This window comes from Caulobacter segnis (assembly GCF_029543125.1).
Lineage (GTDB): Bacteria > Pseudomonadota > Alphaproteobacteria > Caulobacterales > Caulobacteraceae > Caulobacter > Caulobacter segnis_D.
Map to the genome: position 1 here is coordinate 441,505 of NZ_JARQWW010000002.1, position 13,321 is coordinate 454,825.

Genomic DNA, 13,321 nt, shown 5'->3' on the forward strand with positions numbered 1-13,321 from the left:
AGCCGTTCTGGCGACCTATGGTCGTTCGATTGTCGGGGAGAGAAGATGATCCGTTCCTTGTGGGCGCCGCTGGCGGGCGCGTTCCTTCTGGCGGCCGGCGCGGGGGCGGCCCGGGCGGCAGAGCCGCAGTTCACGCCCAATGCCTGCAAGGGCGACTATGCCGGCGTCCCCTACAAGGTGGACTGCGGAACCATGACGGTGGACGAGGCGCGGGGCGATCCCGAGTCGCGCCGCATCACCTTTCCCGTAGCCATCGTCCGGGCCCTGGAGCCAAAGGGCCTGCCGCCCGTGGTCTATTTCCATGGCGGCCCCGGCGGCGACGCGGTTGAAAGCGTGCCCGCCCGGCTGAAGCGTCCGGCGGCCAAGGAGTTCGTCGCGGTCGATCAGGACTGGATCTTCTTCGACCAGCGCGGCACGGGCCATGGGGATCCCGGCATGGACTGCCCGGGCACGGCCCTGACCGACGCCGGCCCGCCGTCGAAGAAGGACGCCGACGGCATCATCGCCTGCCTCAAGGCCTTCCAGGCCAAGGGCGTGGACCTGACCCGCTACAACGCCGTCGAAATCGCCCACGATGTTCAGGACATGCGCAAGGCCCTGAAGCTGGGCCAGATCGACCTCTATGGCGGCTCCTACGGGACCCGTATCGAAGCCGCCGTCCAGACCCATGCGCCGCAAGGCGTGCGCGCCGTGGTGCAGGACAGCCCCTGGCCGCCGGAGGCCGCGTGGACGGTGGGCGGCCCGGAGATGGTCGCCAGCTCGCTCTATGTGGTCATGGCCAAGTGCGAGGCGATCACTGAATGCGCCAACCGCTACCCGAACCTGAAGGCCCGCCTTCGGACGACCGCCGCCAAGTTCATGGCCGGCCCGCAGACCATCGGCGGCAAGACCTATACGGCCGATGACCTGGGCGGCTACCTGATGGACGCCAGCTACTTCGCCGCCCCCGTCCTGCCGCAGCAGCTGTCGAAGATCATCGCCGGCGACATGTCGCCCGTGGACGAGTTCATGTCCTCCCGCGACTACTACTCCGAGGGCCAGTTCATGACCCACCTGTGCAAGGAGGAGATTCCCTTCGAGCAGCGCGCGGGGATCAAGGCCGGCGCCAAGGGCGATCCGGTGGCCGAACTGATGGTCGCGCCCATGGAGCGCATCCACGACATCTGCGCCGCCATCAACTGGGGCAAGATCTCGCCGATCGAGCAGCAGCCGGTGAAGACCAAGATCCCGACCCTTTTCCTTGCCGCCGAGATCGACCCCGGCTGCCCGCCGGAGCTGACCGAGGCCGCGGCCAAGGGCTATGCCGGCAGCCAAGTGGTGATCGTCACCAACGCCACCCACGGCGTGGCCGGGACCAGCCCCTGCACCCGCAAGATGGTGCGCGACTTCTTCCTCGACCCGTCCAAGCCGGTGGAGCGCGCCTGCCTCCCGGCCAAGGACACGCCCATGGCGTTCGTCTACTGAAACGCGCGTCAGGCGAAAGTGTCAGCGGTTTCGCCGCCTGACGCGCGCAAGAAACCTAGAAGCTCTTGCGCAGGCGGATCTGCACGAATTCGCGCGGGTCCGTCTGGCGCAGCTCGACCATCTCCACCTGCCGCGTGAAGCGGTCGGCGTAGATCGTCCGCTCGAACGGGAAGTCCTCCCAACGGGTCACCATCACGCGGATGGCCAGATCGGGCTTGGGCTTATATTCGGCATAGACCTGGAGATAGTTGTTCACCTCCATCCGCACCGTCTCGTCCGGACGGAAGCGGACCCGCTTGAAGGGCGGGATGTAGTCGATCCCGTAGGTCAGCTTCCAGCGCGGCAGGTCCTGAGTGAAGCTGACCAGGTGACGGTTGTGCTCCACCCACGAGATGCGGCGCTTGTCGCCCGTGGTCGGATCGATCACCTCGGTGCGGTCCCACTTGGTGTTGACCACGAGGCGGCCGCCCGGAACCTTCAGGCGCTCCAGAGGCAAGGTCAGGTTGATCGCCACGCGGTTCAGCGTGCCGTCGCCGATGTTGCCCGTGGCCGACAGATCGTCCGGCAGCGGGATCTGGTCGATGGCGTCGATGATCTCGTCATGGCGCAGGGTCAGGCTGACCACGCCGTCGCCCCAGAAGCGGCGCTCATAGACGAACTCGCTGATCCAGCGTTGCTCCGGCTCCAGATCGACGTTGCCGCCGAACACCTGGTCGTTGTCGAGGGCCGCCGAAGCCGCGAAGTCCCCGAAGTCCAGCTGCCCCAGCTCCCGTTCGAAGCGGAAGCGGAACTGGTTGTTCTTGATCGGCGTCCAGGTGGCGACCACGCGCGGCTTGACGAAGGTGAAGGTCTTTTCCGAGGTGGCGTCGCCGGACTGGCTGATCACCGAGCGCTCCACACGCACGATGCCGTCGATGACCAGGTCCGAACGCGGCCGCCAGATCGCCTGGCCGAACACCTCGCCGCGCTTCTCCTCGACCTTCACCGAGGCGCTGGGCAGGGGGATGTTCTCGCCGCCGATGGTGAAGCGCTGCTTGGTGTCGAGGAAGTTGTAGGCCGCCTCGCCGCCGCCCTCGAGGGTCAGCTTGGGCGAACCTTCCCAACGCAGGGAGGTGCGCGCGATGCTCTCGCCTGACTGGTAGTCGGCGGTGAACACCTGCTCGGCGCCGAAGCCCCGGCTGCGCTCCACCGACTCGCCATCCTCCAGGTTCTGCATCAGGCGGGCCTCGAGCCTCAGGTTGTCAGCGAAGCGGCGCTCATAGCGCGCGCCCAGGTCGCCGCTCAGTTCGTCCTCGCGATAGTCGGAGCGGCGGAAACGCTCGTTGTCGCCGAAGGCGGTGCTGCTGCGCCAGAAGTCGTCGTCGAGACCGGCCGTCAGCTCCAGGCGGCCGCCCAGGACCGGGCCGGCCCAATTGCCGCGAATGTATTGGCCGCCGCCCTTGAAGTCGGTCTCCATGGGCTCGTCGGAGATCAGGCTGCCGTCGGCGCGGCGGCGGGTCAGGCGGCCCGGACCGGTGCCGTCGTCGATGCCGACGCCCTGGCCGAGCTGGACGCCCCACTTGCGGCCGTCCTTGCTGGAGCTGAACTCATAGCGCAGGCGGTACATCTCCGGCCCGCCCTCGAAGAGGTAGGGCTCGACGGTGACGATGTGCTCGCGCGCCGCCTCGGGCCTGAGGACGACGTTCACCACCACCGCGTAATTTTGCATGTCGATGCCGCCCGCGCCGCCGCGGATCAGGTCGATGCGCTCGACCCGCGAGGCCGGGGTGCGCTGCAGGACCGTCGAGCCGGTGTCCGACTTGGAGGCGGGCCGCACGCCGTCGATCAGGACATTGCCCTGGGCGCCGGCGAAGCCGCGCAGATCCTCGCCGTCCTCCAGTTCGAAGCCGGGAATCCGCTCCACCATCTCCAGCGCCGTGTTGGGCAGCAGGGCGGCGAAGAAGTCCGGGGTGAAGGAGATGACGCCGTTGGCCGAGGCGGCCGGCGCGGCGGGCGCGGCCGGCGCCCGGGCCAGGGCCACGCTGCTCATGGCCGAGGCCAGCCCGAACACGGACGCCGCCGCGAGCAGTTGCATACGCATGGTGTCTCCCCCTCAGAAGTCTTGAGGGGAGGTGTGCCCGCTCACAACCTGCTCAGGCCAATTACATAACAGCAACGTGGATTAAATCTTGGACAGACTGATCCGCGTCGGCCTCGTCGAGAATCCTAGAGGATCGACTGCCCCGTGCCCGCCCAGTCCTTCAGGAACTGCTCCAGACCCTTGTCGGTCAGGGGATGCTTGAAAAGCTCGCCGAAGACGTTGGCCGGCAGGGTCGCGCAGTCGGCGCCCGACAGGGCGGCCTCCTTCACGTGACCCGTGGTGCGGATCGAGGCGGCCAGGATTTCGGTGTCGAAGCCATAGTTGTCGTAGATCGCCCGGATGTCGGTGATCAGGCCCATGCCGTCGGCGCCCTGGTCGTCCAGGCGGCCGATGAAGGGTGAGATGTAGGTCGCGCCGGCCTTTGCGGCGAGCAGGGCCTGCACCGCCGAGAAGCACAGGGTGACGTTGGTCTTGATGCCCTGACGGTTGAAATGGCCGGTGGCGATCAGGCCGTCACGGGTCAGGGGCACCTTCACCACCACGTTCGGGGCGATGCCGGCCAGCTTCTCGCCCTCGGCGATCATGGCGTCGGCCTTGATGGCGGCCACCTCGGCGCTGATCGGCCCAGGGACCAGATCGCAGATCTCGGCGATCACCTCGAGCATCGGGCGGCCCGACTTGGCGATCAGGGTCGGATTGGTGGTCACGCCGTCCACGAGGCCGGTCTCGGCCAGTTCGGCGATGAGCTTGGTGTCGGTGGAGTCGAGGAAAATCTGCATGCTAGCCTCTTAGCTGTTCAGCGCGCCGTTCGCCACCAGAGCGTCAGCCGTCTCGCTCACGGCCTCCCGCCACGGGCGCGGATGCTCGCCGAAAACCCGTGACAGCTTTGTGGTGTCCAGGGCCGAATAGGCCGGGCGTGGCGCGGGCTCCGGGAAGGCGGTCATCGGCACCGGGGTCAGCCGGGCGCGGGTCCGCGGATCGCGGGCGATGGCGGCGGAGGCCAGCTCGAAGCGCGTGGCGACGCCCGCGTTGGCGAAATGGAACAGGCCGAACGCCTCGTCCCCTTCCGGCGCGGCGGCCCATCGCGGCGCCGTGCGGACCAGGAAGTCCGCCAGATCCACGGCGCTGGTGGGGGTGCTGGTCTGATCGGCGACGATGCGCACCTCGTCCTGCTCCCGCGCCAGGCGCATCATCACCGTGACGAAGTTGCGGCTGAGCGGCGAGAACACCCAGGCGATGCGCAACACCGCGCCCTTGGCGTAGGCCAGCACGGCCGCCTCCCCCGCCAGTTTGGAGCGGGCATAGACCGAAGCCAGCGGCGTCGCGGGGTCGGTCTCCACATAGGGCGCGCCCTTGGCGCCGTCGAAGACGTAGTCGGTGGACAGGTGGATGAGCGGCAGACCGCGCGCCGCGCAGGCCCGCGCCATGGCGGCCGGCGCCTCGGCGTTCACAGCCATGGCGGCTGATGGATCGCTCTCGGCCGCGTCCACGGCGGTGAAGGCGGCGCAGTTGACGACCAGGTCACAGTCGGCCGAAGCGATCGTCGCCTCGATCGCGGCGGGATCGGACAGATCGCAATCGGCCCGCGACAGGGCGGTCACCGACGCCCGCCCCGCGGCGGCGGCGAGCTCGGCGGCGGCGAGGACGCAGCGCGCCACCTGCCCCGTGGCCCCGAACTGCAGGATGCGGATCATGCGGTCACCCGCGCCACGAAGGCGTCGAGATCACCGCCCTCGTAGAGGTGACCCGGCATGCCGGCGCGGCGCGCGGCCTCCATGTCGGAGCCGCGGTCGCCGATCATGATCGCCTCGTCCGGCTTCAGGCCAAAATCGCGCAGGGCGGCCAGCAGCATGCCGGGATTGGGCTTGCGGTCGGGGTGGTCATCGTGACGCCAGGCGTCGACCTGCGCGTCCTTGTGGTAGGGGCAGGCGTAGAAAGCGTCGATCCGCGCGCCGTCCTTCGCCAGCTGACGCCGCATCTCGTCATGGAAGAGATCGACGGCGGCCAGATCGTAAAGGCCTCGCGCCACCCCGGACTGGTTGGTGACGACAACGACCTTCAGGCCGGCCTCATTCAGGCGGCGGATCGCGGCGCGCGCGCCCGGCGTCCATACGAGATCCTCGGGCTTGTGAGTGTAGCCCTCGTCGAGGTTCAGCACCCCATCGCGGTCGAAGAGCACGGCCTTGAGCTTGGATTTCATGCTCCGGCTTTACCCATGCGGGAACCGCCCCTCAAGCGGGACCGTTGCGGGGAGGGGCGAAAGGCCTCAAAAGCCCTTACGCAGCATAGCTTGGAGCGCCACCATGTCCGACGCCTTCGCCAAGGCCGCCAAGCTGTGCGGCGAACTGAGGGCCTGGCTGTTGAACGACGCCTACCCGATCTGGTGGGAGGTCGGCGCGGACCATCTGCGCGGCGGGTTCTTCGAGAAGATCAACCAGGACGGCACGCCGGTCGAGGCCCCGCGCCGCGCGCGCGTGCAGCCGCGTCAGATTTACGCCTTCGCCGCCGCCAAGACGCTGGGTTGGACCGGGCCGGCGGACGCCGCCGTGGCCCACGGCCTCGATTTCTTCCTGGGCCGCTATCTGCGCCCTGACGGCCTTGTCCGCACCCTGGTCGGCGCCGACGGCGAGCCGAAGGATGACAGCGTGGTCCTCTATGACCAGGCGTTCGCGATCTACGGACTCGCGGTCGCCTATCGTCTGACCGGCGAGGCGCGCCTGCGGGACATCGCCGTCACCCTGCGCGACGCGCTGATCGCCGAGCGCAAGCATCCCGTGGCCGGCTTCGAGGAAGACTCGCCGCGAGTCACGCCCCTGCTGTCCAATCCGCACATGCACCTGTTCGAGGCCTGCCTGGAATGGGACGAGGCCGGCGGCGACGCCCAGTGGCGCGTCCTGGCCGACGAGATCGCCAACCTGGCCTTCAGCCGGTTCGTGGATCCGAAGACCGGCGGCGTGCGCGAGTATTACGACGGCGACTGGAACCCCGCCCCCGGCGTGGATGGTCGAATCCTCGAGCCCGGGCACCAGTTCGAGTGGGGCTGGCTATTGATGCGTTGGGGCAGTCTGGCGGCCCACCCCAACGCCATCGAGGCGGCCCTGCGCATGATCCGCATCGGCGAGGGGCCCGGCGTCGACCCGCAACGCGGCGTCGCCTTCTTCTCGCTGCTGGACGACATGACGCCGCACGACCTGTCGGCGCGCCTGTGGGCCCAGACGGAGCGCATCAAGGCCGGCGTCCTGGCCGCCGAACTGACCGGCGACGATTCCTGGTGGGATGTGGCCAGCGCCGGGGCGCAAGGGCTGCTCAAGTATTTCGACACGCCCGTTCCCGGACTCTACCGCGACCGTATGCAGCCTGACGGCACGTTCGTGGACGAGCCCGCCCCCGCCAGCTCGCTCTATCACATCGTCCTGGCCATCGCCGAGTTCGACCGCGCGGTGAAGGCGCGCGCCGGCTGAGCTCCTCGAGACCGGGTTTCTTTTTCAGGGCTTGCGCGTTGAACGCCTGCCCGGGGCCGTCGCCCGTCGTGAGGAAACCCATGAAGTCGCTGAAACTCGCCGGTCTGGCGCTCGCAGGCTGCGCGCTTTGTCTTCCCGCCTCCGCCAGCTGGGCGGCAGCGTCGAAGTTCGGCCTTGAGTATCGCGTGGAGCGCTCAGCGGCCGCCAAGCTCAGCTTGTCGACATGCATCGACACCGCCAAACGCGAGTCCGCCGCCCTGGGTTATGCGGCCGCCGTCGAGAACCGCTATCCGGGCCAGCTGGCCGTCTTCGCGTCGGGCCCGAACGCGGGCGGCGCGTCGCTGATCGTCTATTGCATCGCGGTCGACCAGAAGACCGCCTTCGTGGTGCAGGCCATCGACTATAATCGGCCGCAGAGCCCCGCCGCCGCCCGTGTCGCCGACAAGGTGCACGGCGCGATCCTGGCGGCTGCAAGGCGCTGATCGCGGACAGTCCGGCGGGGCGGGCGCCCGCCCTCCCCGCCATGCTGTTCTTGCCGTGAAGGGCCCGGGGGCATATGGGCTCGGCCATGACCTCCCCCGCGCCTGTCCGCGTGACCGCCCTCTATCATTTCACCCCCTTCGACGACCTCGAAGCGGTGCGCGGGCCTCTGGCCAGGCTGTGCTGCTCGCTGGATGTGAAGGGCACGCTGCTGCTGGCGAACGAAGGGATCAACGGCACCATCGCCGGCGCGCCTGAAGCCATCGACGCCGTGCTCGAGCACATCCGCGCCCTGCCCGGCTGCGGCGGGATCGACTTCAAGGACTCTTACGCGCGGACCATGCCCTTCTTGCGCATGAAGGTGCGGCTGAAGAAGGAGATCGTCACCCTGGGCGTGCCGGGGATCGACGCCGCACGCGACGCCGGGACCCATGTGGATCCGGCCGACTGGAACGCTCTGATCGCTCAGCCGGACGTGGTGCTGATCGACACCCGCAACGCCTATGAGGTCGCCATCGGAACCTTCGAGGGCGCGGTGGATCCGAAGACCGACAGTTTCAGCGACTTCCCGGCGTGGTTCCGGGCGTTTCGCCAAGGATGGGGCGAGGCCAAGCCCAAGGTCGCCATGTTCTGCACCGGCGGCATTCGCTGCGAGAAGGCCACCGCTTTTCTCAAGGCCGAAGGCGTCGAGGAGGTCTTCCACCTCAAGGGCGGCATTTTGAAGTATCTGGAGACCGTGCCGCAGGCGGCCAGCGCTTGGCGCGGCGAATGCTTCGTCTTCGATCAGCGCACGGCGGTGAAGCACGGGCTGGAGGTCGGCGAGCACACGCTTTGCCACGGCTGCCGCATGCCGGTGAGCGCCGCCGACCGCGCTTCGCCGCTCTATGTCGAGGGCGTGAGCTGTCCTGCCTGCCACGGCCGGCGCGATGACGGGCGGCGCGAACGCTACGCGGAGCGCATGCGCCAGATGCGTCACACCGCCAAGCTGGGCATGACGCACCTGGGCGTCACCACGCCCGAGGCCAAGGCCCGTCACGCCGCCAAGCTCGAAGCCAGGCGCGCCGCGGCCGAGCGGACCGCCCGAATGAAGGCGCAGAAGGCGTGAACCAGGACCATCTGATCACCGGCGGCTGGCTGATCGCCGTGATGACCGAAGGGCCGGGCAAGAAACTGGTCCAGCGTTATTTCGCCGTGGGCCATCCCGACCAGGGCAAGGCCGAATGGACCTGCGTGGACCGCGCCACCCAGGACGGCCCCTTGGCCTCCAGCCCTTCCGACGGGCGCGAACCGGTCCAGGCGGTCAATCCCATCAGCCTTTTCGCCATGAAGACCTACGGCCTGGCGGCGGGCGAAGTTAAACTCCTGGGCGAAAAGCCTCCACGTCGCTGGATGACGCGATAGCTTGCCAAACGGAGCGGGCGCCGCGACCTTGCATCGCATCGCCTTCCGATCGCTGGTAGGCCAGGGCTGCACAGCAAAGTTGGGGAGCCGCAAGCTGATTCGCAGAGCCGCCAGAAGCATCGCCCTGGGTCTTTCGGGCGCCCTTCTCCTCCTCCTTCCCGCCGAAGCTCAGGCGCCGGCGTCGCAAGGGCCCGCCCCGCGCGCCGCGGCGGCTCCGGCGCGCGCGCCCGTCGCCCCCGGCCAAGCCCCTCCCGCCCCTGCCGCTTTGGCGCAAGCCACGCCCGCTGCGCCGCCCCCCGCCCCGTCGGCGGGCCCGCAACCGCTGGGCACGAATGCCGTCAGCGCCACCTACGCCCCGGCGCAGGTGCAGTTGGGGCCCTTGGTCGACGCGCCCCTGCCGCCGGACGTCCAGTCCTTCAGCCTCGCCGATCTGGAGATCAAGAATCCGCTGCGGATGATCAGCGTCGACGGGGAGTTCTCGGTCCCGTTCAACCTGCCGTCCGACGCCCGGGTCACCGCTTCGAACCTGCGTCTTCGCCTCACCCACTCCACCGCCATGCTGACCGACCTGTCGCAGCTGGTGGTGTACATCAACGACGAGGTCATCAGCGCGGTGCGCCTGGACGGCAGCGGCGCGGCGGGCATGACCATCGACATCCCCGTGGATCCGGCGCTGTTCAAGCCGCGCAACCGCCTGAACCTGCGCTTCCTGGGCCATTACACGCGCGGGTGCGAGAACCCGCTGCATCCGTCCCTGTGGGCGGAGATCGACACCCGCGCCTCGCGCCTCAGCATCACCACCACCAGGGGCGCGCCCCGCCTGGAGCTGGCGCGCCTGCCGGCGCCGTTCTTCGAAGGTCTCCCCGGCGGCCTGAACGTGCCCTTCGCCTTCGGCGGCCCGCCCAGCGACGAGGCGCTGCAGTCGGCGGCCGCCGTCGCCTCCTATTTCGCCCTGGCCGCGGACTATCAGCACTTCCGCTTTCCCGTGGCGATCGGCTCGCTGCCGGCGGGCAACGGCGTGGTCTTCGCCACCTCCAACGAGACGGTGGGCGGCTACGCCGTGGGCCCGGTGAACGAGCCGACCCTGCGCCTGGTGGAGAACCCCGCGGCGCCGGGCTCGACCCTTCTGCTGGTGCTGGGGCGCGACCGTGAGCAACTGCTGACCGCCGGCCGCACCCTGGCCCTTGGCTCCATCTCCCTGCGCGGGGGCGGCGCCACGACCACCGCGCCCACCCTTCGCGAGCGCAAACCCTATGACGCGCCGCGCTGGCTGCGCACCGACCGGCCCGTGCGCTTCGGCGAGCTGGCGGATCAGAGCGCCATGCAGATCGTCGGCTCCGGCGCGCCGGTCATCGTGCCGATCCGCACCGCCCCGGACCTGTTTCTTTGGCCGAACAATGTGGCGCGGCTGAAGCTGCGCTACCGCTTCGGCGACGGCGAATGGCTGAACCTCTCCGCCTCGCGGCTCGACGTCTCGCTGAACGGCACCTACGTCAAATCCCTGGGTTTCCGGGACAGCACCCGCGCCGATGTCTTCGTGGACCGCGTGCCCGGCTACTTCACCTTCAAGGAAGCCAAGGTCGATCTGCCGTCCTACATGCTCTTCGGCCAGAACGAGCTGAACCTCTATTTCAACATCATTCCCAAGACGGTGGGGAACTGTAAGGGCGAGCTGCCGGTCAATCTGCGCAGCGGCATCGACCCGGACAGCACCATCGACCTGACCGGCGCCGCGCACTTCGGCAGCCTGCCGAACCTGGCCTATTTCACCGGTTCGATCTTCCCCTTCACCCGCATGGCGGACCTGTCCGAGACGGCCGTGGTCCTTGCCGGCAACCCCACGCCGGGCGAGCTTGAGACGCTGTTCTCGATCATCGGCCAGGCGGCCGAATCCACGGGCGTAGCGGCCACCCGCCTGACGGTGACCCGCAGCTCCGACGCCTCGGTCCTGAAAGACAAGGACGTGCTGCTGATCGGCTCCACCGCCATGGCCGCCGGTCATGCGGAGCTGTTCTCCAAGAGCCCGTTCAGCCCGACCCAGAGCGGCTTGGCCCGCCGCGCCCAGCTTCTGGACGGCCTGACCCGCCTGTTCGGGGGCAAGGGCGCCGACGGCGTTCTCGACGGCCAGGACTTCCGCGGCCTGGCCAGCTTCCGCTCACCCTATGGCGGCCGTCGTGTGGTGGTGGCCGTGCTGTCGTCCGAACCCGGCTCCCTTCCGGGCACGCTTGCCCGCCTGACCGCGCCCAGCAACATCTTCAAGGTTCAGGGCGACCTGACGGCCGACGCCGCCGACGGGGTGAAGGGTTATCGGGTCGGCCCGATTTTCTGGCGCGGGACTCTGTCGCCGCTGATCTTCGTGCTGTGGTGGTTCAGCCGCAATCCGCTGCTGCTGGCCATGGGCTTCGTGGGCGCGGCCCTGATCCTGTCGGGCCCGGTGTTCCTGTTCTACAAGGCCCTCGAGAAGCGCCGTCTGAACGAGTAGGCGGTCAAGAGCTCTGGTCCGCGGCGGAGAACCTTCCCCCGCGGACCACGTTTGCTTCTTCATGAGCACGTTGATCCGGAACCTGGGCCTCGACCCTGACAGGGTGTCCGATGCGGTGGCCGATTTCACCACGGTCTCGCTCTTCGCGCTGGCCGCTGTCGCCATCCTTCAACACGTCGCCTGAGGCCCGCCCATGAGACTGATCCTCGCCGCCGCTCTCACCCTGACGCTCGCCGCTTGCGGGGAGCCCGCCGAGGAGAAGGCGCAGAGCAGCGCCGCGGCGCCCGCGCAGCCGACGGCCGCGGCCCCGACCACGCCCCCGCCGGTCGCGGACACCAGCCGCTGGCTGGGCCGCTGGAACGGTCCCGAAGGCCTGTTCCTCGACATCAAGCCGGGCGCGGAGGCGGGGACGCTCGCCATGACGCTGAAGGACAATCTCGACACTCAGGCCGACTATGTGGGCCGCCTGGACGGAGACGTGATCCGGTTCGAGCGGAACGGCGCACAGGAGACGATCCGCTTCGGCACGGGCGCCGAGACGGGGTTCAAGTATCTCGCCGACCGGACGGATTGCCTGATCGTGATCGCTGGCCGGGAAGGCTACTGCCGCCCGGCCTGATCGAAGGCTCTACAGCCAGCGGGTGACGAGCAAAGTGGCCCCGCCCTTGGCGCGGACGCTCATGGGGCCGTCGAGGTCGAAGCGGTCGCCGCTCTTGTGGCGCTTGGGCTCGCCCTCGATCTTGCCCGCCAGCACCTGGACGGTGCCTGCGGGCAGGACGGCGGCGGCCTGGTCGTCCAGGCGCCAGATTTCCACCTCGGCGCCGTTCTCCTTAGTCACCGGCTGCTTGGCCACGCCGCCGCTGGCGCTGATCAGGTGGCGCTGGACGATGTGACGCCCGCCCTCCTTCAGCTTGTCGACGAGGGTCTTGACGCTCTGGGCGTCGTCGCGGCGGCAGACCAGCACCGCGTCAGGCTCGGCCACGATCAACAGGTCGGTGACGCCGATGGCGCCCACGAAGGGGCCGTTGGAGCGGGCGAGCACGCCTTCGGTGCGGATCAGCTGCACGTCGCCGCTGGCGCTGTTGCCCGCCTCATCGCGCGGCGAGGCGTCCCAGATGGCGTCCCAAGCGCCGAGATCCGACCAGGTGAAGCCCGCCGGCGCCACGGCCGCCTTGCGGGTGCGCTCCATGACAGCGAAGTCGAGGGATTTCTTGGCCGCGCCGGCGAAGGTGTCGCGGTCCAGCCACAGGGCCTGGCCGTCACGGCGCCCCCAGTCGACCGACTCGCGGGCGGCCTGAGCGATGGTGGGCTCGAACTCGGCCATCTCCTCCATCAGCACGTCGGCGCGGAAGGCGAAGTTGCCGCTGTTCCAGAGGTAACCTTCCGCCAGGTACTTCTCGGCGGTCTTGCGGTCCGGCTTCTCGACGAAGGCGTCCACGCGCTGAACGCCGCCCTCCAACGTCTCGCCGGGGCGGATGTAGCCGTAGCCGGTGGCCGGGTCGGTGGGCTCGACGCCGAAGGTGACGATGTGGCCGTCGGCGGCCGCCTTGGCCGCCACCGCGGCCGCCTGCTGGAAGATCTCGGATTCGGCGATGTGGTGGTCGGCGGCGAGCATCAGCATGACGCCCTTGGGCGCCAGGGTCTGGACATAGGCGGCGGCGGCGGCGATGGCCGGGCCGCTGTCGCGGGCCTCCGGCTCCACCAGCACGGTCACCCGCACGCCGATCTCGGCGGCCTGGCGCAGCACCTGCTCCAGCATGTTGCGGCCGGTGACGATCACCGGCTCCTCGGCGCCCGGCATCTCGCGCAGGCGCTTCAAGGTCTCCTGGTAAGACGAGCTCTCGCCGATCAGCTTGAGGAACTGCTTGGGACGGTCAGGACGCGAGGCCGGCCAAAGGCGCGTGCCAGAACCGCCGCAGAGGATCACCGGATAAAGCGACATGGAATATACAC

At 68.9% G+C, this 13,321-nt stretch carries 13 protein-coding genes; 8 read left to right on the top strand and 5 right to left on the bottom strand.

The genetic code is table 11. The features are described 5' to 3' along the window. Positions 1-45: 45 nt before the first annotated feature. Positions 46-1,464 (top strand): alpha/beta hydrolase, encoded by a 1,419-nt coding sequence (locus tag P7B02_RS06815; protein WP_277785571.1) that lies wholly within the window; start codon positions 46-48, stop codon positions 1,462-1,464. Positions 1,465-1,519: 55 nt separating this feature from the next. Here the strand turns inward: P7B02_RS06815 and P7B02_RS06820 are convergent, their stop codons facing one another. The 4 genes from P7B02_RS06820 to P7B02_RS06835 form a co-directional block, all read right to left on the bottom strand. Continuing rightward, entirely contained in the window at positions 1,520-3,544 is a 2,025-nt protein-coding gene (locus P7B02_RS06820; RefSeq protein ID WP_277785572.1) for a TonB-dependent receptor plug domain-containing protein, read from the bottom strand. Positions 3,545-3,669: 125 nt separating this feature from the next. Beyond that, the gene (gene fsa, locus P7B02_RS06825) at positions 3,670-4,323 is read right to left on the bottom strand and encodes a fructose-6-phosphate aldolase (RefSeq protein ID WP_277785573.1); all 654 of its coding nucleotides are present in this window, start codon (positions 4,321-4,323) and stop codon (positions 3,670-3,672) included. A 9-nt stretch (positions 4,324-4,332) separates the two neighbouring features. Then, positions 4,333-5,238: a dTDP-4-dehydrorhamnose reductase gene (rfbD, locus tag P7B02_RS06830; RefSeq protein WP_277785574.1), complete on the bottom strand. Its 906-nt coding sequence runs from the start codon at positions 5,236-5,238 to the stop codon at positions 4,333-4,335. Next, entirely contained in the window at positions 5,235-5,744 is a 510-nt protein-coding gene (locus tag P7B02_RS06835; RefSeq protein ID WP_277785575.1) for a D-glycero-alpha-D-manno-heptose-1,7-bisphosphate 7-phosphatase, read from the bottom strand. Before P7B02_RS06835 ends, rfbD begins: the two co-directional genes overlap by 4 nt. 103 nt (positions 5,745-5,847) lie before the next feature. On the opposite strand from P7B02_RS06835, the gene P7B02_RS06840 reads away from it, so the two are divergent. The 7 genes from P7B02_RS06840 (at position 5,848) to P7B02_RS06870 (ending at position 11,987) form a co-directional block, all read left to right on the top strand. After that, the gene (locus tag P7B02_RS06840) at positions 5,848-7,005 is read left to right on the top strand and encodes an AGE family epimerase/isomerase (protein ID WP_277785576.1); all 1,158 of its coding nucleotides are present in this window, start codon (positions 5,848-5,850) and stop codon (positions 7,003-7,005) included. Between the two features lie 80 nt (positions 7,006-7,085). Beyond that, the gene (locus P7B02_RS06845) at positions 7,086-7,487 is read left to right on the top strand and encodes a DUF6180 family protein (RefSeq protein ID WP_277785577.1); all 402 of its coding nucleotides are present in this window, start codon (positions 7,086-7,088) and stop codon (positions 7,485-7,487) included. Between the two features lie 86 nt (positions 7,488-7,573). Next, complete coding sequence (locus P7B02_RS06850) at positions 7,574-8,590, top strand: rhodanese-related sulfurtransferase (protein ID WP_277785578.1); 1,017 nt, start codon at positions 7,574-7,576, stop codon at positions 8,588-8,590. Continuing rightward, the gene (locus tag P7B02_RS06855; RefSeq protein ID WP_277785579.1) at positions 8,587-8,886 is read left to right on the top strand and encodes a hypothetical protein; all 300 of its coding nucleotides are present in this window, start codon (positions 8,587-8,589) and stop codon (positions 8,884-8,886) included. Before P7B02_RS06850 ends, P7B02_RS06855 begins: the two co-directional genes overlap by 4 nt. A 379-nt stretch (positions 8,887-9,265) precedes the next feature. After that, positions 9,266-11,368 (top strand): cellulose biosynthesis cyclic di-GMP-binding regulatory protein BcsB, encoded by a 2,103-nt coding sequence (bcsB, locus tag P7B02_RS06860; RefSeq protein WP_277785580.1) that lies wholly within the window; start codon positions 9,266-9,268, stop codon positions 11,366-11,368. Positions 11,369-11,429: 61 nt separating this feature from the next. Further along, positions 11,430-11,552 (top strand): hypothetical protein, encoded by a 123-nt coding sequence (locus tag P7B02_RS06865; RefSeq protein WP_277785581.1) that lies wholly within the window; start codon positions 11,430-11,432, stop codon positions 11,550-11,552. A 9-nt stretch (positions 11,553-11,561) separates the two neighbouring features. Then, the gene (locus P7B02_RS06870; protein WP_277785582.1) at positions 11,562-11,987 is read left to right on the top strand and encodes a hypothetical protein; all 426 of its coding nucleotides are present in this window, start codon (positions 11,562-11,564) and stop codon (positions 11,985-11,987) included. A 9-nt stretch (positions 11,988-11,996) separates the two neighbouring features. Here the strand turns inward: P7B02_RS06870 and P7B02_RS06875 are convergent, their stop codons facing one another. Further along, complete coding sequence (locus P7B02_RS06875) at positions 11,997-13,310, bottom strand: mannose-1-phosphate guanylyltransferase/mannose-6-phosphate isomerase (RefSeq protein ID WP_277785583.1); 1,314 nt, start codon at positions 13,308-13,310, stop codon at positions 11,997-11,999. Positions 13,311-13,321 lie beyond the last annotated feature (11 nt).

What these genes read in the sequence shown, in the direction of transcription:
- P7B02_RS06815 (WP_277785571.1), top strand. Translation starts at nt 46, where the DNA reads ATGATCCGTTCCTTGTGGGCGCCGCTGGCGGGCGCGTTCCTTCTGGCG.
- P7B02_RS06820 (WP_277785572.1), bottom strand. Translation starts at nt 3,544, where the DNA reads ATGCGTATGCAACTGCTCGCGGCGGCGTCCGTGTTCGGGCTGGCCTCG.
- fsa (WP_277785573.1), bottom strand. Translation starts at nt 4,323, where the DNA reads ATGCAGATTTTCCTCGACTCCACCGACACCAAGCTCATCGCCGAACTG.
- rfbD (WP_277785574.1), bottom strand. Translation starts at nt 5,238, where the DNA reads ATGATCCGCATCCTGCAGTTCGGGGCCACGGGGCAGGTGGCGCGCTGC.
- P7B02_RS06835 (WP_277785575.1), bottom strand. Translation starts at nt 5,744, where the DNA reads ATGAAATCCAAGCTCAAGGCCGTGCTCTTCGACCGCGATGGGGTGCTG.
- P7B02_RS06840 (WP_277785576.1), top strand. Translation starts at nt 5,848, where the DNA reads ATGTCCGACGCCTTCGCCAAGGCCGCCAAGCTGTGCGGCGAACTGAGG.
- P7B02_RS06845 (WP_277785577.1), top strand. Translation starts at nt 7,086, where the DNA reads ATGAAGTCGCTGAAACTCGCCGGTCTGGCGCTCGCAGGCTGCGCGCTT.
- P7B02_RS06850 (WP_277785578.1), top strand. Translation starts at nt 7,574, where the DNA reads ATGACCTCCCCCGCGCCTGTCCGCGTGACCGCCCTCTATCATTTCACC.
- P7B02_RS06865 (WP_277785581.1), top strand. Translation starts at nt 11,430, where the DNA reads ATGAGCACGTTGATCCGGAACCTGGGCCTCGACCCTGACAGGGTGTCC.
- P7B02_RS06870 (WP_277785582.1), top strand. Translation starts at nt 11,562, where the DNA reads ATGAGACTGATCCTCGCCGCCGCTCTCACCCTGACGCTCGCCGCTTGC.
- P7B02_RS06875 (WP_277785583.1), bottom strand. Translation starts at nt 13,310, where the DNA reads ATGTCGCTTTATCCGGTGATCCTCTGCGGCGGTTCTGGCACGCGCCTT.